A 20,918-nucleotide genomic window follows, 5' to 3' on the forward strand; every position below is an offset into this window, starting at 1 on the left:
CAATGGGCGGGGTGGACGACAAGAGCCTGACCGAGAACAGCGCCGCCACCAACCGGACGAGCCTGTGGGGTGGCCGGTTCGCCGGCGGCCCCGCCGAAGCCCTCGCGCGGCTGTCGGTGAGTGTCCAGTTCGACTGGCGCCTCGCCCCGTACGACATCGCCGGCTCCCGGGCGCACGCCCGGGTGCTGGCCGGCGCGGGCCTGCTCGACCCGGAGGAGCTGGGCCGCATCCTGGCCGCGCTGGACGACCTGGAAGCGGCCTGCGCCTCCGGGCAGTTCCGCCCGACCATCGACGACGAGGACGTGCACACCGCACTCGAGCGCGGCCTGCTGGAGCGGCTCGGCAGCCTCGGCGGCAAGCTGCGCGCCGGGCGGTCCCGCAACGACCAGGTCGCCACCGACCTGCGGCTCTACCTGCGCGACCACGCCCGGGGCGTGGCCGGCCGGCTGGTCGAGCTGGCCGAGGCGCTGGTCGAGCAGGCCGAGCGGCATGTGGACACCGCCGCGCCCGGGATGACCCACCTCCAGCACGCCCAGCCGGTCACCTTCGGGCACTGGCTGCTCGCCCACGTGCAGCCGCTGCTGCGCGACCTGGAGCGGCTGCGTGACTGGGACCACCGGGCCGCGATCAGCCCGCTCGGGGCGGGCGCGCTGGCCGGCTCCGGCCTGCCGCTGGACCCGGTGGCCGTCGCCAAGGAGTTGGGCTTCCGCACGTCCTTCGCCAACTCGATGGACGCCGTCGCCGACCGGGACTTCGTCGCCGAGTTCCTCTTCGTCACCGCGCTGGTCGGGGTGCACCTGTCCCGCCTCGGCGAGGAGGTGGTGCTCTGGACCTCGCACGAGTTCGGCTGGGTGGAGATCGACGACGCCTTCGCCACCGGCTCGTCGATCATGCCGCAGAAGAAGAACGCGGACATCGCCGAGCTGGCCCGGGGCAAGTCCGGCCGCCTCGTCGGCGGGCTGATGAGCGTGCTCACCATGCTCAAGGGCCTGCCGATGACGTACGACCGGGACATGCAGGAGGACAAGGAGCCGGCCTTCGACGCGGTCGACACCCTGGAACTGCTGCTGCCGGCGCTCGCCGGGATGATCTCCACCATGACGGTTCGCGTCGACCGGCTCGTCGCCGCCGCGCCGGTCGGCTTCTCGCTGGCCACCGAGGTGGCCGACTGGCTGGTCCGCAAGGGCGTGCCGTTCCGCGACGCGCACGAGATCACCGGCAAGCTCGTCGCGCTCTGCGTGGCCCGGGACTGCGCCCTGGACGAGGTCTCCGACGACGACCTCGCCACGGTCAGCGAGCACCTGGACCCGAGCGTGCGCGACGTGCTCTCGGTCCGCTCCGCGCTGGCCGCCCGGACCACGCCCGGCTCGACCGGCCCCGGCCCGGTGGCCGACCAGCTCGCCGCCGCCGCGGACAAGCTGGCCGGCTGGCGGGAGTGGGCCAGCGAGCGGGTCGTACCCCGCTGAGGTCGACGGGTCGGCGCGGCGCGACGCCGCGCCGACCCTCACACCGTCGGCCGCTCCCGCTTCGGCAGCTTCGCCACCACCGCCTCGTACGAGCCGTCGACGGCCTCGATCAGCTCGTCGTCCGGGATCGCGCCGTCGAGGCGCAGCGAGTTCCACCCCGACCGCCCGATGTACGCCGACGCCTTCGCGTCGTCCGGGAACCGGTGGACCCACTCGTCGGCGACCTCCCGGTTCGGGCCGCACTTCACGCCGACCCGCGCCTCCCCGTCCGGCGAGCCGAGGAAGGCGAAGATCCGGCTCCCCACCTTCACCACCTCGTCGCCCTCCCAGGGCTGGTCCAGCCGGGCGCCCGGCTTCCCGAGGCAGTACGCCAGCATCTCCTCGCGCGTCATCGCGTCCTCCCGGTGGCAGCGGTCACCGGCACAGTCTCTCCGACCCGTCCAGCCCTGGGACCCCTCCGCGCCGACCGGGCGGTCCCGAAGCCGCCTCCTCGGCGCCGACCGGACGGCCCGGAAGCCCCCTCGGCGCCGGCCTGGCGGCCGGGAAGGCGGGTGGATGGCCGGCAGGAGCGGGCTCGTCCGCCGCCGCTCAGTCGGTGCCGGCGGTGCGGGCGGACACCCGCTCGAAGCGCTGCTTGGCGGCCTGCGCGCTGCCCAGCCCCAGCCCGAACGCGATCGCCTGCCAGGTCATGCCGCGGCCCCGGGCGAGGGTGAGCAGCCCGGCCTCCAGGGTGTCGAGTTCGGCGCGCAGGTGGGGCAGGAGGGTCAACGCCGCCGTCAGGTCGGCCTCGTCGACCGGCTCCTCGCCGGCCTCCCGCTCCGCCCCGCCGGCGGCGAGGGCGGTCACCAGCGCGACCGCCTCGTACGGATCGGCCAGGTACGGATTGGTGTGGCGCCTGCGGCGCGCCTCGGTGCCGGCGTGCCGGGCGGTGATCCGTTCCAGCGCGGCGTAGGTGCGGTGGGCGCGGGCGCGCGCCGCGTCGGGTGCGGTGAAGGCGTCGTCGGTCACGCCTCCAGCAGACCTCACCGCACCAGCCGTGTCAACGGAATCTTTTCAACAATCTGTTGATGGCCGGTCCGGCCCGCTGCACCAGGGCCGCGTACCCGACGCCCAGCGCCAGCGACGCCACCAGGGCCAGCAGCGGCTGGTCGCGCAGGTGCGGGTACACCTGCCAGTGGGTCAGGTAGATGTACAGGGAGCTGCCCGCCAGCACGCCGGCGACCCGGTTCAGCGGACCCAGGCTCGGCACGGTCGGCAGCCAGACCAGCAGCGCGAACCCGGCCACGATCAACGCCTCCCGCTGCGGCTGCCCGAAGAAGCCCGGCACGGTGGCCGCCGCGGCGGCGGTGACCAGCAGCCGCTGCCGTACCCCGTCGGCGCGGGCCGCCGCCCACCCGAGTGCGAAGAGCCAGAACGCCACGATCGCCGTCGGCAGGTCGTACCGGGCGTCCAGGCCGAACACGTCGTAGCGGCTGAGCAGCCCGAGCCCGGCGAGGGTCAGCGGCAGGCCGAACGCGTGGCGGCGTTCCAGCCGGTCCATCGCCGGCACCGCCAGCAGGACGGCCACCGCGACCAGGATGTAGACCAGCGCCTCGACGAACCAGAAGTGCCACTCGGTGCGCCCGTCGTCCGGGCCGACGAGGCTGTTGAGCAGCAGCAGGTTGCTCCACCGGTACTGGTCGGTGAGCACCAGCATCGCCGCGATCCAGGCGGTGGTGGGCAGCACGACCCGGGCCAGGGCGGAGCGGACCTGTCGCAGCCGGTCGGTGCGCCCGGCGCCGGTGAGCAGGAACCGGGCGAAGTTGAAGCCGGCCACCCCGAGCAGGAGGTGCGCGCCGCCGGTGAGGGTGAACATCGGGATGTGCGAGCCGACGACCAGCACGATCGCCACGGCCCGCAGCGCCACGCTGGTCTCCAGCGTCCGCCGGCGGCGCGGCCGCCCGCCGTGCGGCGCGGGCAGCGCCCCGATCGGCAGGGTGTGCCAGTTCGGCGGCAGCTGCCCGAGCACCCGCTCCAGGCGGACCGACATCTCGACGTACGACAGCGAGTCGCCGCCCAGGTCGACGAAGCTGTGTTCCGGGGTCACGTCGGTGCGGTCCAGCACCTCGGCGAAGAGCCGGCACAGGTCGTCGTCGGGGGCCGACGGCGCGGGCGGGGCGGCCGGCCCGGCCGCCAGGTCGCGCAGCGCCGGGTAATCCACCTTGCCGGTGGCCAGCCGGGGCAGCCGCGGCAGCGCCAGCACCCGCACCGCCCGCGGCGGCAGGGCCAGCTCGCCGGCGACCAGCCGGCGGACCCGTGCCGGGTCCACCTCGCCGGCCACCGCCACCAGCAGTTCGTCGTCCGCGCCCAGGCAGGCCGCGTCCACGTCGTGCGCCGCCAGCAACGCCTCCACCCGCTGCGGGTCCACCCGCAGGCCGAGGATCTTGGCGAACCGGCTGCGCCGGCCGACCAGCTCGTACAGGCCGTCCGGGCCGCGGCGGGCCAGGTCGCCGGTGTGCAGCTCGGTCACGGTACGCCCCGACGCCAGGTCGGCCGGGCGCTCGGCGTAGCCGAGCATCACGTTCGGGCCGGCGTACACCAGCTCGCCGACCCCGTCCGGCTGCTCCGGCAGCGCAGCCAGCCGGAACTCGCCGCCCGGCACCGGCACGCCGATCGCCTCCGGTCGGCTGGTCGCCAGGTCCGGCGGCAGGTACGCCATCCGGGCCGTCGCCTCGGTCTGCCCGTACATGACGAACAGATCCCAGCCGCTGCGCCGGCCCAGCTCGGCGAAGCGCACCACCTTCTCCGGCGCCAGCCGGCCGCCGGCGGCGGTCACGTAGCGCAGGTGCGGCAGGTTCATCGCGGCGAAGCCGACCCGGTCCAGCAGGTCGAAGGTGTACGGCACCCCGGCGAAACTGGTCGCCCGGGCCTGGCGGAACAGCTCCCAGAAGCAGTCGTCGGCGACCGAGCGGTCGGTCAGCACCAGCGCGGCGCCCCGGGCGAGGTGGCTGTTCACCACCGACAGGCCGTAGCAGTAGTGCAGCGGCAGGCTGGTCGCCGCCCGGTCGGTCTCCCGCACCCCCAGGTACGCGGCGATCGACTCGGCGTTGGCCTGCAGGTTGGTGTGCGACAGCCGGACCAGCTTCGGCGAGCCGGTCGACCCCGACGTGCTCAGCAGCAGCGCCAGGTCCGGGTGCAGCTCGTGCGCCGACCCGGCCCGCCGCTCGTGCAGCGTCCACGCCCCGTCGACCGGCCCGATCACCACGTCCGGGTCGTACGCCTCGGTCAGCGCCCGCGTCGCCGGGCCGTCGCCGGGCACCAGCAGGACCGGGTGCCCGCCGTGCAGGCCGGCCAGGTAGCCCACCAGGGCGTCGACCGTGTTGGCGCCGGTGACGAGGACCAGTCGCCGCCGCGGACCCAGCCGGCGCGCGGTCTCGGCGACCCGGCCGGCGAGCTCGGCGTACGACAGCACGCCGTCGGCGGTGACCACGGCGGGGCGGTCACCGTGGTCGGCCAGGTCGCGGGCGAAGGGCACCCCGCGCACGGCCGGCAGCAGGTCAGGCGGGTGGGTCACGGGGGCCACTCTAAGGTGAGGCAACCCTAATCAGAAGAACGGGTGGCGAGACACACGGCTGGGTACCGTGGTCGCGTGACCTCCTCCCGCACCGACCTCGCGCCGCTGGCCGACCTGCTGGCCGGGCCGCTGGTGCCCGCCGCGCGCGGGCTGCTCGGCTGCCGGCTCTCCGCCGGTGGCGTCACTGTCCGGATCACCGAGGTCGAGGCGTACGCGGGGACGGCCGGCGACCCCGCCTCGCACGCGCACCGCGGGCGCACCCCGCGCAACGCGGTCATGTTCGGCCCGGCCGGCCACGCCTACGTCTACTTCACCTACGGCATGCACTGGTGCATGAACGTGGTCACCGGCCCCGACGGCGAGGCCGCCGCGGTGCTGCTGCGCGCCGCCGAGGTGGTCGACGGCGTCGAGGTGGCCCGTGCCCGCCGCCCGGCCGTACGCCGGGACGTCGATCTGGCGCGCGGCCCGGCACGGCTCTGCGCGACCCTCGGCATCGACCGCTCGGCGTACGGCCTGGACCTGCTCGGCGACGGCCCGGTCCGGCTGCGGCCGGCGGTGGCGCCGGTGCCGGAGGCGGCGATCTCCGCCGGCCCCCGGGTCGGGGTGACCGGGGCGCACGACGTGCCCTGGCGGTTCTGGATCACCGGCGATCCGACGGTGAGCAGCTACCGGCGGCACGTCCCCCGCGCGCGGGGTTGAGCTTCCCGGCGTGGCCGGGCGATTCTGTCGGGGGGTGTGGCCATAATCACGCCACGCGCTCACCGACGGATCGGAGGACGGTCATGCCCACGCTGCTCGCGATCGGCACCGCCAAGGGGCTCTTCCTCGCCACCAGCCCGGGCGGGCGCGGCTGGGAGGTGACCGGCCCGCACTTCCCGATGACCGGGGTCTACGCCGTCGCCGTCGACCCCCGCACCGGCACGCCCCGGCTGCTCGTCGGGATGACCAGCTCGCACTTCGGGCCGAGCGTCGCCACCAGCGACGATCTCGGTGCCTCCTGGGCCGAGCCGGAGCAGGCGCCGGTCGCGTTCCCGGCCGACACCGGCGCCAGCCTCGGCCGGGTCTGGCAGATCGTTCCCGGCGGCGCGGACGCGCCGGAGGTGGTCTGGGCGGGCACCGAGCCCTCGGCGCTGTTCCGCTCCACCGACGGCGGGCGCAGCTTCACGCTGGTCCGCTCGCTCTGGGAGCACCCGCACCGGGAGCAGTGGGGTGCCGGCTTCGGCGGCCAGGCGGTGCACACCGTGCTGCCGCACCCGCGCGACCCCGACCGGATCCTGGTCGCCATGTCCACCGGCGGGGTCTACCGCTCCGAGGACGCCGGCCGGAGCTGGTCGCCGGGCAACACCGGCATCCGGGCGTACTTCCTGCCCGACGAGTGGCCCGAGTTCGGCCAGTGCGTGCACAAGGTGGCCCGGGACGCGGGCAACCCGGAGCGGCTCTACGCGCAGAACCACCACGGCGTCTACCGTTCCGACGACGACGGCCGCACCTGGACGTCGATCGCCGCCGGCCTGCCCAGCGACTTCGGCTTCCCGATCGTGGCCCACCCGTCGCGCCCCGGCACGGTCTTCACGTTCCCGCTGGTCGCCGACTCCCAGCGGTACCCGGTCGACCACCGGTGCCGGGTGTTCCGCTCGACCGACGCCGGCGACAAGTGGGAGCCGCTGTCGGTGGGGCTGCCGGAGGAGCCGTTCCACCCCTCGGTGCTGCGCGACGCGATGTGCGCCGGCGGGGCGGGCGACGTCTACTTCGGCACCCGCTCCGGCGAGGTCTACGCCAGCCGCGACGACGGCGACTCCTGGTCGTTGGTCGCCGCCCACCTGCCGGACGTGCTCTGCGTCCGGGCGGCGGAGGTCTGACGATGGTCACCGTGCTGGTGCCGGGTCCGCTGCGCGGCGAGGCCGGCGGCGCGAGCCGGCTCACCGTGGAGGCCGCCGGGTCGGTGGGGGCGGTCCTCGACGCGCTCGCCGACTCCTGGCCCCGACTGGCCCGCCGGATCCGCGACGAGCGGGGCGAACTGCGCCGGTACGTCAACGTCTACGTCGACGGGGAGGACTGCCGGCACGCCGGGGGAGTGGCCGCGCCGGTCGCCGACGGGGCCGAGGTGCAGGTGCTGCCCTCGGTGGCCGGCGGCTGACGCCCGACGGGGCAGCCCCCGCGCCCATGATCCGCTAGCATTCGGCGCTCAGCCACGACGGACGGGGGAGCGGCGGCATGGACGCGCACCAGGCGGGTTACCTCGTGGGTCGGCTGGCCTGTCTCGTCGTCCCGCTGCTGCTGATCGTCGGGTTGGTCGTGCTCGGCGTGGTCCTGGCCGTCCGCAAGGGCCGCCCGGCCCCGCCGCCGCACCACCCCGGCGGGTTCCACCCCGCGCCCGGGGCGTATCCCACTCCGCCGTATCCGACCCCGCCGCCGCCCGGCCAGGCCTACCCCGTGCCGGCACCACCACCGCGCCCCGCTCATCCCGGGCCGAAGCCGCATGGTGAGGGGTACCCGCCGCACGGGTGATCGCCGTCGGGAGGGTAGGGATCTCGGAAAGCGCCGCCGCGCGGGTGACCCGGGCCATCCCACGACCCTTCGGCGGCGGAATAGTTGATTCGTCAAATATGTTGTGGGCAGCGTCCGGATGGCCACCGCGGCCCCGGTCTTCCCACGCGAGGAGCTGGTCATGCAGTTCGGAGTCTTCACCGTCGGTGACGTCACGGTCGACCCGACCAACGGTCGGGAACCGACCGAGCATGAGCGGATCAAGGCGATGGTGGCCATCGCGCTGAAGGCCGAGGAGGTCGGCCTCGACGTCTTCGCCACCGGCGAGCACCACAACCCCCCGTTCGTGCCATCGTCGCCCACCACCATGCTGGGCTACATCGCGGCCCGCACCGAGCGGCTGCTGCTCTCCACCTCGACCACGCTGATCACCACCAACGACCCGGTGAAGATCGCCGAGGACTACGCGATGCTCCAGCACCTGGCCGACGGCCGGGTGGACCTGATGATGGGTCGCGGCAACACCGGCCCGGTCTACCCGTGGTTCGGCCAGGACATCCGCAACGGGATCCCGCTGGCCATCGAGAACTACGACCTGCTGCGCCGGCTCTGGCGCGAGGACGTGGTCGACTGGCAGGGCCGCTTCCGTACGCCGCTGCAGTCGTTCACCTCGACGCCGCGCCCGCTCGACGGCGTGCCGCCGTTCGTCTGGCACGGCTCGATCCGCAGCCCGGAGATCGCCGAGCAGGCCGCCTACTACGGCGACGGCTTCTTCGCCAACCACATCTTCTGGCCGAAGGAGCACACCCAGCGGATGGTCGGGCTCTACCGGCAGCGCTTCGCCCACTACGGGCACGGCAGCCCGGAGCAGGCCATCGTCGGCCTCGGCGGGCAGGTGTTCGTCCGGAAGAACTCGCAGGACGCGGTCCGGGAGTTCCGGCCGTACTTCGACAACGCCCCGGTCTACGGGCACGGCCCGTCGCTGGAGGAGTTCAGCCGGGAGACCCCGCTGACCGTGGGCAGCCCGCAGCAGGTCATCGACCGCACGCTGGGCTTCCGCGAGTACGTCGGCGACTACCAGCGGCAGCTGTTCCTTCTCGACCACGCGGGCCTGCCGCTGAAGACCGTCCTGGAGCAGCTCGACATCCTCGGCGAGGAGGTGGTCCCGGTGCTGCGCAAGGAGTTCGAGGCGCTGCGCCCGGCCGGTGTGCCCGACGCGCCCACGCACGCCTCGCTGCTGGCCGCCCGGGACGCCGCCGGCCCGACCGGCGCGGAGACGGCCCGATGACCCGGCGCACCCTGGCCGTGGTCTCGGCCGGCCTCGGCCAGCCCTCCTCGACCCGGCTGCTCGCCGACCAGCTCGCCGCGGCCGCCCGCGACGAGCTGGTCCGGCGCGGCCACGAGGTCGAGCTGCGCACCGTCGAGCTGCGCGACCACGCGCACGACGTGGTGAACAACATGCTCACCGGGTTCCCGTCGGCGGCGCTGCGCGAAGCCCTGGACACGGTGGCCGGCGCGGACGGCATCGTGGCGGTCACGCCGATCTTCAACGCGTCGTACAACGGGCTGTTCAAGTCCTTCTTCGACGTGGTGGAGACCGGCTCGCTGGTCGACCGGCCGGTGCTGATCGCCGCCACCGGCGGCACCGCGCGGCACTCGCTCGCTCTGGAGCACGCCGTCCGCCCGATGTTCAGCTACCTGCGGGCGGTGGTCGTCCCGACGGCGGTCTTCGCCGCCCCGGAGGACTGGTCGGGCAGCGCGGCGGACGGCGCCCTGCGCGGCCGGATCCTGCGCGCGGGCGCGGAGCTGGCCGACCAGGTCGAGCGGCGACCGCCGTCGACCGGCCCGGTCGACCCGTTCGCCCTCACCACCGACTTCGCGCGGCTGCTCGGCGGCCGGGACGGCTGAGGGTCAGTCCGCCGGGTCGTACGGGTGGGCGACCAGCACCGGGCAGTGCGCGTGCTGCACGACCGTCTGACTGACGGAGCCGAGCAGCAGCCCGGTGAAGCCGCCCCGGCCCCGGGTGCCGATCGCCAGCATCGAGGCCGCACCGCTCGCCTCGACGAGCCCCTGCGCCGCGCCAGCCGCCCGGACCGGGTGCTCGCGCACCACCAGGTCCGGGTGGTCGGCCCGGACGGCGGCGGACGCCCCGGCGAGCAGCCGCACCGCCTCCGCCTGGTACGCGGCCTGCGACTCCTCGACCTCCTCCGGCACCGGGCGGTCCCCGTCCGGCGGGCCGACGTGCACCAGCACCAGCGGCACGTCGCGGCGGGCCGCCTCGTCGGCGGCGTACCCGGCGGCCAGCCCTGCGGGCTCCGAGCCGTCCACCCCGACCACCACCGGCCCGTCCACCGGGATCGGCTGCTCCTCGGGGCGGACCACCAGCACCGGGCAGTGCGCGTGCGCGGCGACCTGGGCGCCGACCGAGCCGAGCAGCAGACCGGCGAAGCCGCCCAGGCCCCGGCTGCCCACCACCACCAGCTCGGCGCGGCGGGATTCCTCGATGAGGGTGGCGCCCGGGCCGCCGGCCACCTGGCGTACCTCGACGGTGAGTCCGGGCCACCGGTCGGTCAGGTCCGCCGCGGTGCGCTCCAGCATCTTTCCCGACTCCTCGGTCGGCGCGGGCAACACCAGGTCGTACGGGTTGAGCGGCACCCCGTAGCCGAGGGGGTGCAGGTAGCCGTGCACCAGGTGCAGCGGCCGGCGGCGCAGCGCGGCGGCCCGGGCCGCGTGCTCGGCGGCGACCAGGCTGGACGGCGATCCGTCGACGCCCGCCACGACCGGTCGGTTCATCAGCACCCCCACGACTCGTCACCTCATTGTCGACGTACCCGGCGCACGGCTCGGGCATTCGGCGCCGACCCGCGCGCCGCCACCGCCCGTCGGTGCCCGCGCGTCGGCGCCCGGCCGCCGGTCGCGGCCTTTCGGTCGCCAGGGCCGGGACCATCGGCCCTGACGTCGTCGTCCGGCACGGTGTGCAATGGAGTCAGGACACCGAGGTCCCCCGGCCCCGCCGAGGTGAGGAGGACCAGCCCATGACCCCACTGGACATGCTGCGTGAGCACCCGTTCCTGGCCGGCCTGCCGCCGGAGTGGCTGCCCCGGCTGACCGGGTACGCCCGGCCGGTGGCCTGGCATCCCGGCCACCGGCTGTTCCGCGCCGGCCAGCCGGCGGAGCGGTTCTGGCTGGTCCGGGGCGGCGAGGTGGCGCTGGACTTCCCGGTGCCCGGGCGGGGCGACGTCGGCATCGAGATGATCGGTCCGGGCGGGGTGCTGGGCTGGTCCTGGCTCTTCCCGCCGTACCGCTGGCAGTTCGGCGCGGTGGCCGTGCGGCGCACCACGACGGTGGAGTTCACCGCCGCGGGGGTGCGCCGGTTGATGGACTCCGACGACGTGCTCGGCCGGCAGCTCACCACCCGGTTCATGAGCGTGGTGGTGGACCGGCTCCAGGCGTCCCGCGGCCGGCTGCTGGACCTGTACGGCTACCCGACGTCGTCGGCGAGCTGATAGGTCCGCTTCCGCTGCCGGGGGCGTGACGTGCCGGCCGGCCGCCGCCCGCGCCGCCGGCCGATCAGGGTACGCGCGGTGAGCGCCACCGCGACGGCCAGCAGGACGACCGCGAGCGCCTGGCCGAGGAAGGTCCCCACCGCGTACGTCAGGTCCTCGGGCCGGGCCGCCACGGGACCGTCGGCCCACTCGGCCAGTTGTGCGTCCAGCCCCGCCGCCAGCACCAGCCATCCCGCCCCGGCGGCGAGCGGACCGGCCGAGGCCCGGGGCAGCAGGACCGCCAGCGGCACGGTCACCAACAGCGTCACCTGAAGGGCGAGCGCGGCGACCGGGGTGCCGAGCCGGGGGTCCAGTGACGTCCAGACGTCGAGCGCCATCGCGTCCGCGACCCCCAGCCGGGGCAGCGCCAGCACGAGCAGCGCGCCCGACAGGGCCGCCCCGGCCGCCGTGACCAGGGCACTCCGGGTGCTCCGGCGCAGCGTCACCACCAGCAGCGCGAGGGTGGCCAGCGAGAGCACCCCGACCGCCCACGGCGTGCCGGCCACCCGCAGCGCCAGCCGCCCGGTGTCCAGCGGTCCGCACTCCACCGCGTAGTGGTCGCACTCGTACGCCCAGCCGCCCACCCACAGCAGCGTCTCCCAGGCCAGCAGCAGCACGCCGACCCCGACCGGCAGCGCCGGCAGCAGCAGGACCCGGCGACCCACGGAGGTGGTCGGGGCGGCCCGGCGCACCAGCCCGGTCAGCCACCGGCAGAGCAGCACCGCCGCCGCGGCGAGCACGACCAGGCTCGGCAGCAGCGGCCGGCCGTCCGGCCGTGGCTGGTGGACCAGTCCGGCGTAGGGGGCGAGGTACGTCCCGGTGAGCAGTCCCACCCCGAACACCGCCCCGAGCGAGGCGGGCCGCTCCGGACGCCCGGCGAGCTGCCGTCCCCGTACGTCGCGCCAGACGCCGTCGGCCAGGAAGATCGCCGGCTGGATCGCGGCGAGCGCCAGCACGGCGAGCCCACCCCAGAGCACCTCCTCGCCGGCCGGCACGGCCAGCACCTCGTCGGCGACCATCAGCTCGACGAGGAGCTGCGCGTTGGTCAGCGCGACCGCGGTGAACACGCCGCCGGCGAAGAGCTGCCCGAGCGGGAAGGTCAGCGCGGCGGTCGGGTCGGCCAGCGCGGCGAGGCGGGTCGCCACGCTCGGGTGCCGGTCCCACAGCCGCTCCCACAGCCGGCTCGGCAGCCCCCGGGGCGCCTCGGGCCCCTGGTGCAGGGCGACCCGAATGCCGTCCGGATCGCCGCCGGCGGCGCGGACGTCCGCCTGGTGCTCCCGCAGCCGCAGGAACGCGCGGGTGGTCAGCTCGGCGAGGACGGCCAGCACGGTGGCCCGCACCAGCACCCCGAGCGTCTCGCCCGCCGTGGGCGGCTCCGGCGGCCAGACCAGCTGGGCGAGCAGCAGCAGCCCGGTGCCCAGCGCGGTGGCCCGGGTGCTGATCCGCAGCACGGTGGCGAAGCGCAGCCGCAGCAGATCGTGGTTCTGCACGTGCGCCAGCTCGTGCCGGAGCACCGCCTCGAAGACCGCCCGGCCCTCCGGGCCCTTCCCCGCCGTGGCGAGCAGCTCCGGCCCGAGCGCCACGTACGGCTTGTCGCCGGTGCCGCCGGTGAACGCCCGCCGTCCCAGCCGGGTGCCGAGCAGCACCGGGGTCGGCCGGTGCAGGGCGACCGAGGCGAGCACCTCGGCAATCACCTCCTCGGCGGCGCGGAACATGCCCGGTTCCAGCGGCCGGGTGTGGCTTCGCTGCCGCCGGGTCTGCCAGGCGAACAGCACCACGCCGGGCACCGCCATCAGGTTGAAGAAGTTCGACATCCGCACGAACATTTCGCTGCACGGGTGATCGAGCACGTCGCCGAGGCCGCAGCCGGGCCGGGCGAGCACGGTCAGCCCGAAGACGACGGCGAGCAGCACCGCCGAGCTGAACACCAGCGCGGCGAGCGGGAGCAGCAGGAAACCGGTCTCGTCCGGCCGTCCGCGCCAGACCGGGGTAGGGGCGCTCACCGGTCGGGCTCCGGGTCGAGCACCAGGGCCGCGACCACGGCGTCGGCGACGGCCGCGGCGAGGGCCGGTTCGGCGCCCAGCGCGGTGGCCCGGGCGGACGCCACGGCCCGTACCCGGGCCAGCTGCTCCCTGCTCAACTCGGCCGGCGGCGGCGCTGGTCGCCGGCGCAGCGCGCCGAACAGGCCGCGGGTGGCCCGGCCGCCGAGCTGTTCCAGCTCGCCCTCCGCGCCGCGCAGCAGCGCCCCGGTGACGGTGGCGCAGACCAGCGTCACCACCGGCGTCACGGTGGCGACCGCGTCGAGCACCCCGAACTCCAGCCGGCCGCCGTCGGTGGAGGTGTCCACCCCGGTCAGGTACGGCGCGGCCAGCACCTCGAAGGCGGGCAGCTCCTCGGGAGCGAGGCGGGCGACCACGGTACGGGCGAGCGCGGCGGTCCGGTCGACGTCGGCGGGTCTGGGTGACATGCCTCATTGGTAGCGGGTGATGACCACCCGTGCTACGGCAGGCACTGTCCGTTATCCGTCGCCGTCGCCCGTCTGCTCGGCGCGCCGGTGCACGATCAACTCGTCCACCTCCAGCCGGCCGATGCGCAGCTCCCGGATCACGGCTCGACGCACCGCCAGCCGGCTGATCGCCAGCACGCCCAGCGCGGTGGCCCCGCCGGCGAGCGCGGACACCGCCAGCGAACCGGTCGCGGCGGCGCCGATCGCCCGGGCGCCCACCGCCAGCGCGCCGGTCGCCCCCGTGCCGACCACACGCGGACCGGCGACCCCCCGCCGCCCCCGCCGCTCCCACAACCCCCGCATCTGCCGATCCTGCGCGCCCACACCCCGCGCCACCCCGCGGCCACCCCCAGCTCCACCGGCCGGGTGAACCCCCGGCCCGCCCCCCGACCGGGCCAGCCCGATCCGGGCGCACTTTCCCGGAAAGCGTGGCTATCCGACCCCGAACAGCCACGCTTTCCGTGAAAGTGCCGCCCCGCAGGGCGGGCGGGGGGCGGGCGGGGTGGGGGTGTCGGAGGGGGTGCGTATCGTCCGGGGGCGTGACCGTCGACCTCCAGCTGCGCCCGGTGCGCGACGACGACCTGCCCGTGCTCTTCGGCCACCAGCAGGATCCGCTGGCGAACTGGATGGCCGCCTTCGGCCCCGCCGACCCGACCGACCGGGCGGCCTTCGACGCGCACTGGGCGCGGATCCGCGCCGACCCGCGGATCGTGCTCCGCGCCGTCACCGTCGCCGACGAGGTGGTGGGATACGTGAGCGCCTTCCCGGTCGAGGAGCGCACCGAGGTCAGCTACTGGATCGACCCGACCCGCTGGGGCCGGGGGTACGCCACCGCCGCGCTCGCCGCGCTGCTGCGCGAGCTGCCGCAGCGGCCGGTGCACGCCCGCGCCGCCAAGGACAACCGCGCCTCCCTCGCCGTGCTGCACAAGTGCGGCTTCGTCGTGGTCGGCGAGGACTCCGGGTACGCCGCCGGCCGCGGCACGGAGGTGGAGGAATGGGTGCTGGAGCTGCCCGCCGAGGCGGCTGACCAGCGCAACCACTAGTGTCCCCGGGGTGAACTGGCTGGAACTCGTCGGCTGGGCCGGCTCCGCGCTGCTGGTCTGGTCCCTGCTGCAGACGCGCATCCTGCGGCTGCGCGCGCTCAACCTCGTCGGCTGCCTGATCCTCATCGGCTACAACGCCGCCGTGCACGTGTGGCCGATGGTGGGCCTGAACGTGGTGCTCGCCGTGATCAACGTGTGGTACCTGCGGAAGATGCTCGCCACCCGGCACGACGAGGAGACCTACCAGGTGGTCGAGGTGGGTGTGGACGACCAGTTCCTGGCGCACACGCTGCGGGTGCATGCCGCCGACATCACCCGGTTCAACCCCGACTTCCGGTGGGCGGCGCCCGCCGACGAGCGGTCGGCGTTCCTGGTGGTGCGCGCCGACGAGGTGGTCGGCGTGGTGCTCTCGCACGCCGAGCCCGACGGGGTGGCCCAGATCGACCTGGACTACGTCACCCAGCGGTTCCGCGACTTCACCCCGGGGGAGTTCGTCTACCGCCGCAGCAGCCTCTTCACCGACCGGGGCTTCCGCCGGGTGGTCAGCCCGCCCGGCATGGTCGCCCCCTACTACCACCGGCTCGGCTTCCGCCCCGAGGGCGGCTCGTACGTGCTGGACCTGCCGACCTCCACCCCGGCGTAGGTCCGGGCCCGCCCGGAGAGGATTCACCCGGGCCCGCGCTGGGCACTGACAGGCCTACGCCGGCCGGGTCCTCCGTACGGCGGCGTCGGTCACGTGAGGGAGAGAACCGGGCGTGCAGAGCTACTGGAGCCAACTGGCCCTGGTCGGAGTCCTGGTGGTCCTGAACGCGATCTTCGCGGGCAGCGAGATGGCGCTGGTGTCGCTGCGCGACAGCCAGGTGCAGCGGCTGGAACGCGCCAGCCGGGCCGGGCAGGTGCTGGCCCGCCTCGCCAAGGACCCGAACCGGTTCCTCGCCACCATCCAGATCGGCATCACGCTGGCCGGTTTCCTCGCCTCCGCCGCCGCGGCGGTCTCGCTGGCCAAGCCCCTGGTGCCGCTGCTCGGGTTCTTCGGCGGCGCCGCCGAGACGGTCGCCATCGTGGTGGTCACCCTGGCGCTGACCTTCGTCACCCTGGTCTTCGGCGAGCTGGCGCCGAAGCGGATCGCCATGCAGTCCGCCGAGCGGTGGGCGCTGCTGGTGGCCCGCCCGCTGGACCTGCTGGCCACCCTCACCCGGCCGGCCGTCTGGGCCCTCGGCGCCACCAGTGACCTGGTGGTACGCCTGGTCGGGCTCAACCCGAAGCACGAGCCCGAGGAGATCGGCCCGGACGAGCTGCGCGACATCGTCGCCGGCAACCACGGCTTCACCAAGGAGCAGCGCACCATCATCGCCGGCGCGGTGGAGATCGCCGACCGGCAGCTCCGGGCGGTCCTCGTACCCCGGTTGCAGGTCTTCACGCTCGACAGCGGGACCACCGCGGAGGCCGCCCGGCTGCTGCTGGCCGCCACCGGCCACTCCCGGGCCCCGGTGGTCCGGCACGGCGGCCTGGACGACGCGGCCGGCGTGATCCACCTTCGTGACCTGGTCGGCGTCCCCGACGACCGCCCGGTCGACGAGTGCGCCCGCCCACCGATGCTGCTGCCCGACTCGCTGCCGGTGGTGGACGCGCTGCGCCAGTTCAAGGCGGAGCGGCAGCACATCGCCCTGGTGGTGGACGAGCGCGGCGCCGTCGACGGGATCGTCACCCTGGAGGACATCCTCGAGGAGATCGTCGGGGAGATCTACGACGAGACCGACCGGGACGTCCGTTCGGTGCGCACCGAGGCCGACGGGGCGCTGCTGCTGCCGGGCACCTTTCCCGTGCACGACCTGCCGGACATCGGTGTCGAGGTGCCGGCCCGCCCGGCCGGCGACTACACCACCGTCGCCGGCATGGTGCTGGCCTGCCTCGGGCACATTCCCACCGTCGCGGGGGAGAGCGTCACCATCGACGCCTGGGTTCTGGAGGTGTGCGCGATCGACCACCGCGCGATCACCCAGGTTCGGCTGCGCCGCGTCGCCCCGCCCGCCGACGAGAGCACCGACCAGGAGGAGCAGCTCCTGGACGAGGCTCGCAGCTGACCCGACCGGCTGCCGGGCGGCCACCGGCGGGCCGGCCGTCCGCGCCGGCCGGCGGCACGGCGGGGAGCGGGCGTCGGTCGGGCCGCGCGAGCACGTCGGCCGGGCGACACGGTGGAGAGCGGGCGACCGCCGCCGCGCGTGGGCCGGGCCCGGTCGGACCGGCTCAGGATCCCGGGTCGCCGAAGGGGAAGCCGGGCACCGGCGGCAGGAGCTGCACCTGGTCGGCGGGGAGCTGCCGGCTGCTGCGGCTCAGCGCCCGCGCCACCACCCGGATCGCCCACGGCCCCGACGGGTGCCGCTCCGCCCCGATCAACCGCCCCACCACCCGGCTCCACCAGTGCCGGGTGACGATCACGTCGGTCAGCCGCAGCCGGCCGTCCGGGAAGCCCCCGCGCACCACCACGTCCACCACCCGGCCGAGCCGCCGGCCGTGCAGGTCGTACGCGGCGCGGCCGAGCAGCTCACCCGCTCGCACGGTCGGCTCCGGGAATCCGGTCGATCAGGTGCCGGCGCAGCCAGGCCTCCGCCGGCGGCCGGGGCAGCTCGTCCGCGCGGGTGCGCAGTCGTACCGCGCTGTCGATCCGGGCGACCTGGGCGAACGGGATCCGCAGCGGCCGCACGGGCGGGTCGTCGGCCAGCCGGTCGGCGACCGCGACCAGGAACCGGCCGGTCCGCCCGCCGATCCGCCGGGCGAGCGCCGCCTGGCCGGCGAGCAGGAAGGCCACGCACGGGTACCCGTCGGCGTCGACGGCGAACTCCACGTCGTCGACCTTGCCGACCAGCCAGCCGTCGCGGTCCACGATCTGCCGATCCAGCAGCTGCCGACCGACCTGGAGCCTCATCGGCCCATCCCCGTCGTGACGGCGAGCGGGATCGCGGCCACCGACGCCGCCACGATCACCACCAGGAAAACCGCGCCGAGCAGGTTCAGCAGCGGCCCGTTGACCCGGTCGCCCAGGTACGTCCGGTCGTTGGCGACGATCAGGATCGGCAGGTACGTCAGCGGCAGGGCCACCGCGCTGACCACCAGCATGTACTCGGTCAGCCGCACCGGGTCGACCGAGGTGAACAGCACCAGCACCCCGAGCAGCACGCTGACCAGCAGCACGCTGTGGAAGCGGGCCGCGTCCCGGGGGCTGACCCGCTTGCCCCACTGCCAGCCGAAGTACTGCGCCGCCGCGTACGCCGCCGACAGCCCCGTTTCCAGCGCGGCGCCGAAGGTGACCGCGAAGAACGCCAGCGCGGCGATCGCCAGCCCCACCCCGCCGAAGGCGATGACCACCGGCGCGGCCACCTGGTCCAGCGTCGACAGCGTGGTCCCGGTCGGGTGGAAGACCACCGCGGCGGTGGCGACCAGCGACAGGGCGAGGAACCCGCCCACGGGGAAGCCCACCAGCACGCTCGTCCGGGCGTCGGCCAGATCCGCGGCACTCCACTTCTCCTCCACCCCGCCCGAGGAGAAGAAGAACACCTCGTACGGGCTGACCGTGGAGGCGAACAGCGCCACCGCCACGAACCAGTACGCCGCCCAGCCCTGCCCGGCGGCGCCGGGGTGCAGCGCGCCCCGGGCCAGCGCGCCCCAGTCGGTCGGCAGCCGGAACAGCGCCACCGCGAACACCACCAGGGCCAACCCGGCCAGCCCGAAGACCCGCTCCATCAGCTGGAAGCGCATCCGCCACAGCACCAGCCAGACCCCGAACGCGGCCACCGGCACCCACAGCAGATAGCTCACCCGGGAGGCCAGCTGCAGCGCGAGCGCCACCCCACCCAGCTCGGCGGCCAGGGTGAGCACCGTGACCAGGTAGGAGGCGACCAGGTTGAGCAGCGCGACGCGCGGCCCGAGCCGCTCCCGGACCAGGTCGAACACCGCCCGGCCGCTCACCGCCGCGATCCGGCCGGCCATCTCCGCGTACGCGCAGATGCCGATCACCCCGGCCACCAGCACCCAGGCGTGCCCCATGCCGAAGCGGGCGCCCGCCTGGCTCGCCGCCACGAGGTCGCCGATGTCGACGAAGCCGCCGACGGCCGACAGCACGCCGAGCGTGGCGGCCAGCAGCTTCTTCACCTCGGGTACGCGTCGGCCGGCGTCATCGAGGCCGACGATAGCGGCGCGCGGACCCGCTTTCCCGGCAAACCGGGCAGGCCCGGTCGGTCAGCCGGCGGTGAGGTTCTGCAGGCGGACCTGGCCGCGCGAGACCAGCCGGCCCTCCCCGTCGGTGATCTCCACCTGCCAGAGCTGCTGGCTGCGACCCCGGTGCACCGGCGTGCCGACGGCGGTCAGCTCGCCGTCGCGGACCGCGCGGAGGAAGTCCGTCTGGTTGGACACGCCGACCACGGTCCCGCGCCCGCCGAGCCAGATCGACCCGCCGACGCTCGCCGCCGTCTCCACCACCGCGCAGTACACGCCGCCGTGCTGGATGCCGAACGGCTGGTGCAGTTCGGGGCGGACCTCCCAGCGGATGACCACCCGGTCCGGGCCGACCTCGTCCAGCTTCAGCCCGAGCAGGGCGACCAGCCCGCCCGTCAGGTCCGGCATCTCCACGACGTTCCTCCTCGATTCGCGGAGCCGCCAGCCTAGCCAACCGCCGGAACGAGCAAACCCGGTACGGTCCGGTGCCCGGCATGGGGGAGAATCGGTGACCGTGACCGACAGCAACCTCCCGCACGGGCGGGACTCCCTGACCGAAGACCTGCGGTGGCGGGGCCTGATCCAGGACTCGACCGGCCTCGACGAGCTGCGCGAGCTGCTCGACGGCGGGAGCGCCACCTTCTATGTGGGCTTCGATCCGACCGCGCCCAGCCTGCACGTCGGCCACCTCATGCAGGTCGTCACCGCCCGTCGGCTCCAGCTCGCCGGCCACCGCCCGCTGCTGCTGGTCGGCGGGGCGACCGGGCAGATCGGCGACCCGAAGGAGAGCGCCGAGCGGACGCTCAACCCGCCGGAGGTGGTCCACGGTTGGGTCCAGCGCATCCGCGACCAGCTTTCCCCCTTCGTGTCGTACACCGGGGAGAACGCGGCGCAACTGGTCAACAACCTGGACTGGACCGGCGAGATGTCGGTGGTCGAGTTCCTCCGGGACGTCGGCAAGCACTTCCCGGTGAACAAGATGCTCGCCCGGGAGGTGGTCCGGGCGCGGCTGGAGACCGGCATCAGCTTCACCGAGTTCAGCTACCAGCTGCTCCAGGCCAACGACTTCTTCGAACTGCACCGCCGGCACGGCTGCCAGCTCCAGTACGGCGGCTCGGACCAGTGGGGCAACATCACCGCCGGCGTCGACTACGTGCGGCGCCGGGGCGCCGGCCCGGTGGAGGCCTTCACCACCCCGCTGGTGACCCGGTCCGACGGGACGAAGTTCGGCAAGACCGAGGGCGGGGCGGTCTGGCTCGACCCCGAGATGACCAGCCCGTACGCCTTCTACCAGTTCTGGGTGAACGCCGACGACCGGGACGTCACCCGCTACCTGCGCTACTTCAGCTTCCGCTCCCGTGCGGAGATCGAGGCGCTGGAGAAGGAGACCGCCGAGCGGCCGGCCGCCCGGTCGGCCCAGCGGGCCCTCGCGGAGGAGCTGACCACCCTGGTGCACGGCGAGCGGGAGATGGCCCAGGCCGTGGCCGCCAGCCAGGCGCTCTTCGGCCGGGGGTCGCTCGACGAGCTGACGCCCGAGACGCTGCGGGCCGCGCTGACCGAGGCCGGCCTGGTCCATCTGGACGAGCTGCCCGACGTGGCCGGGCTGCTGCGCGACTCCGGGCTGGTGCCGAGTCTCAAGGAGGCGAGGCGGGTGATCGCCGAGGGCGGCGCCTACGTCAACAACACCCGGGTGACCGAGGTGGACGCGACGGTCGCGCCGGAGGACCTGCTGCACGGCCGGTACCTGGTGCTGCGCCGCGGCAAGCGGTCGTTCGCGGGGGTTGAGCTGCGCGGATAGTCGCCGCTTGATGGTGTGACGGGGGACGCGTCCGGCCGAGTTGACGATCAACTCGCCGGGCGCGTAACTTTCTCTCTGCCAGCGCGGAACGGACGAAACAGGCGAAAGGTCTGTTAGGCCGGAGCGCGGGAATGGTTCGGGGGTCGGCCGGGTTGTCTTCCGGTACGAGCCTGGACCGGCTCCCCTGATGGTTTGCGAAAGCCGGTGGGGGGTGTGGGAATGATGCCGGGGTCGGATGGGTTGAGTCCCATGTGAGCTTGGACCGGGCGGTGCCCCGAAGACGCTGCGAGGCGGATTTGGTGGGGCGG

General features: G+C 74.7%; 23 protein-coding genes. 12 read left to right on the plus strand and 11 right to left on the minus strand.

The features are described 5' to 3' along the window. Positions 1-2 precede the first annotated feature (2 nt). The gene (gene argH, locus V6U89_RS23445) at positions 3-1,466 is read left to right on the plus strand and encodes an argininosuccinate lyase (RefSeq protein WP_334573509.1); all 1,464 of its coding nucleotides are present in this window, start codon (positions 3-5) and stop codon (positions 1,464-1,466) included. A 38-nt stretch (positions 1,467-1,504) separates the two neighbouring features. Here the strand turns inward: argH and V6U89_RS23450 are convergent, their stop codons facing one another. The 3 genes from V6U89_RS23450 to V6U89_RS23460 all read right to left on the minus strand — a co-directional run bounded on the left by V6U89_RS23450 (position 1,505) and on the right by V6U89_RS23460 (position 5,019). Further along, positions 1,505-1,858 (minus strand): MmcQ/YjbR family DNA-binding protein, encoded by a 354-nt coding sequence (locus tag V6U89_RS23450; RefSeq protein WP_334573485.1) that lies wholly within the window; start codon positions 1,856-1,858, stop codon positions 1,505-1,507. 196 nt (positions 1,859-2,054) lie between these two features. Continuing rightward, positions 2,055-2,474 (minus strand): DNA-binding protein, encoded by a 420-nt coding sequence (locus V6U89_RS23455; protein ID WP_334573486.1) that lies wholly within the window; start codon positions 2,472-2,474, stop codon positions 2,055-2,057. A 31-nt stretch (positions 2,475-2,505) separates the two neighbouring features. After that, the gene (locus V6U89_RS23460; protein ID WP_334573487.1) at positions 2,506-5,019 is read right to left on the minus strand and encodes an AMP-binding protein; all 2,514 of its coding nucleotides are present in this window, start codon (positions 5,017-5,019) and stop codon (positions 2,506-2,508) included. A gap of 75 nt (positions 5,020-5,094) precedes the next feature. Between V6U89_RS23460 and V6U89_RS23465 the strand changes: the two genes are divergently transcribed. The 6 genes from V6U89_RS23465 (at position 5,095) to V6U89_RS23490 (ending at position 9,414) form a co-directional block, all read left to right on the plus strand. Then, complete coding sequence (locus tag V6U89_RS23465) at positions 5,095-5,718, plus strand: DNA-3-methyladenine glycosylase (RefSeq protein ID WP_334573488.1); 624 nt, start codon at positions 5,095-5,097, stop codon at positions 5,716-5,718. An 83-nt stretch (positions 5,719-5,801) separates the two neighbouring features. Next, positions 5,802-6,878 carry a WD40/YVTN/BNR-like repeat-containing protein gene (locus tag V6U89_RS23470; protein WP_334573489.1) on the plus strand — a complete coding sequence of 359 codons (1,077 nt, stop codon included), beginning with the start codon at positions 5,802-5,804 and terminating at the stop codon, positions 6,876-6,878. Between the two features lie 2 nt (positions 6,879-6,880). Further along, complete coding sequence (locus V6U89_RS23475) at positions 6,881-7,156, plus strand: ubiquitin-like small modifier protein 1 (RefSeq protein ID WP_088962682.1); 276 nt, start codon at positions 6,881-6,883, stop codon at positions 7,154-7,156. Positions 7,157-7,233: 77 nt separating this feature from the next. After that, positions 7,234-7,527, plus strand: coding sequence for a hypothetical protein (locus V6U89_RS23480; RefSeq protein WP_334573490.1), 294 nt, complete (start codon positions 7,234-7,236; stop codon positions 7,525-7,527). Between the two features lie 160 nt (positions 7,528-7,687). Then, entirely contained in the window at positions 7,688-8,794 is a 1,107-nt protein-coding gene (locus V6U89_RS23485) for an LLM class flavin-dependent oxidoreductase (protein WP_334573511.1), read from the plus strand. Then, a complete protein-coding gene (locus tag V6U89_RS23490; protein WP_334573491.1) occupies positions 8,791-9,414 on the plus strand; it encodes an FMN reductase in 624 nt (207 codons plus the stop codon). The genes V6U89_RS23485 and V6U89_RS23490 overlap by 4 nt, the downstream gene beginning before the upstream one ends. Before the next feature lie 3 nt (positions 9,415-9,417). Here V6U89_RS23490 and V6U89_RS23495 read toward each other — a convergent pair whose 3' ends face one another. Beyond that, on the minus strand, positions 9,418-10,305 hold the full coding sequence (locus tag V6U89_RS23495; RefSeq protein ID WP_334573513.1) for a universal stress protein: 888 nt from the start codon (positions 10,303-10,305) through the stop codon (positions 9,418-9,420). 236 nt (positions 10,306-10,541) lie between these two features. On the opposite strand from V6U89_RS23495, the gene V6U89_RS23500 reads away from it, so the two are divergent. Further along, positions 10,542-11,012: a cyclic nucleotide-binding domain-containing protein gene (locus V6U89_RS23500; RefSeq protein ID WP_088962678.1), complete on the plus strand. Its 471-nt coding sequence runs from the start codon at positions 10,542-10,544 to the stop codon at positions 11,010-11,012. Here the strand turns inward: V6U89_RS23500 and V6U89_RS23505 are convergent. From V6U89_RS23505 to V6U89_RS23515, 3 genes are read right to left on the minus strand one after another with little or no spacing between them, the layout of a single operon-like run. Continuing rightward, a complete protein-coding gene (locus V6U89_RS23505; protein ID WP_334573492.1) occupies positions 10,988-13,054 on the minus strand; it encodes a M48 family metalloprotease in 2,067 nt (688 codons plus the stop codon). The two genes, V6U89_RS23500 and V6U89_RS23505, sit on opposite strands and share 25 nt — an antisense overlap. After that, entirely contained in the window at positions 13,051-13,518 is a 468-nt protein-coding gene (locus V6U89_RS23510) for a hypothetical protein (RefSeq protein ID WP_334573493.1), read from the minus strand. Before V6U89_RS23510 ends, V6U89_RS23505 begins: the two co-directional genes overlap by 4 nt. 51 nt (positions 13,519-13,569) lie before the next feature. Continuing rightward, a complete protein-coding gene (locus V6U89_RS23515; protein WP_334573494.1) occupies positions 13,570-13,860 on the minus strand; it encodes a hypothetical protein in 291 nt (96 codons plus the stop codon). A gap of 236 nt (positions 13,861-14,096) precedes the next feature. On the opposite strand from V6U89_RS23515, the gene V6U89_RS23520 reads away from it, so the two are divergent. The 3 genes from V6U89_RS23520 to V6U89_RS23530 all read left to right on the plus strand — a co-directional run bounded on the left by V6U89_RS23520 (position 14,097) and on the right by V6U89_RS23530 (position 16,684). Then, positions 14,097-14,600, plus strand: a complete 504-nt coding sequence (locus tag V6U89_RS23520; protein ID WP_334573495.1) for a GNAT family N-acetyltransferase — start codon at positions 14,097-14,099, stop codon at positions 14,598-14,600. Between the two features lie 10 nt (positions 14,601-14,610). Beyond that, positions 14,611-15,243: a hypothetical protein gene (locus V6U89_RS23525; protein ID WP_334573496.1), complete on the plus strand. Its 633-nt coding sequence runs from the start codon at positions 14,611-14,613 to the stop codon at positions 15,241-15,243. A gap of 112 nt (positions 15,244-15,355) precedes the next feature. After that, complete coding sequence (locus tag V6U89_RS23530; protein WP_334573497.1) at positions 15,356-16,684, plus strand: hemolysin family protein; 1,329 nt, start codon at positions 15,356-15,358, stop codon at positions 16,682-16,684. Between the two features lie 163 nt (positions 16,685-16,847). Here the strand turns inward: V6U89_RS23530 and V6U89_RS23535 are convergent, their stop codons facing one another. The 4 genes from V6U89_RS23535 to V6U89_RS23550 all read right to left on the minus strand — a co-directional run bounded on the left by V6U89_RS23535 (position 16,848) and on the right by V6U89_RS23550 (position 19,220). After that, positions 16,848-17,159, minus strand: a complete 312-nt coding sequence (locus tag V6U89_RS23535; RefSeq protein WP_334573498.1) for a PRC-barrel domain containing protein — start codon at positions 17,157-17,159, stop codon at positions 16,848-16,850. After that, positions 17,146-17,526, minus strand: coding sequence for a hypothetical protein (locus tag V6U89_RS23540; protein WP_334573499.1), 381 nt, complete (start codon positions 17,524-17,526; stop codon positions 17,146-17,148). The genes V6U89_RS23535 and V6U89_RS23540 overlap by 14 nt, the downstream gene beginning before the upstream one ends. Beyond that, positions 17,523-18,749 carry an NRAMP family divalent metal transporter gene (locus V6U89_RS23545; RefSeq protein ID WP_334573500.1) on the minus strand — a complete coding sequence of 409 codons (1,227 nt, stop codon included), beginning with the start codon at positions 18,747-18,749 and terminating at the stop codon, positions 17,523-17,525. Before V6U89_RS23545 ends, V6U89_RS23540 begins: the two co-directional genes overlap by 4 nt. 87 nt (positions 18,750-18,836) lie before the next feature. Next, entirely contained in the window at positions 18,837-19,220 is a 384-nt protein-coding gene (locus V6U89_RS23550; protein WP_172894699.1) for a PaaI family thioesterase, read from the minus strand. Positions 19,221-19,326: 106 nt separating this feature from the next. Between V6U89_RS23550 and tyrS the strand changes: the two genes are divergently transcribed. Next, positions 19,327-20,610: a tyrosine--tRNA ligase gene (tyrS, locus tag V6U89_RS23555; RefSeq protein ID WP_334573518.1), complete on the plus strand. Its 1,284-nt coding sequence runs from the start codon at positions 19,327-19,329 to the stop codon at positions 20,608-20,610. Positions 20,611-20,918 lie beyond the last annotated feature (308 nt).

Origin of the sequence: Micromonospora sp. CPCC 206171, assembly GCF_036906755.1 — a bacterium.
GTDB lineage: Bacteria > Actinomycetota > Actinomycetes > Mycobacteriales > Micromonosporaceae > Micromonospora > Micromonospora purpureochromogenes.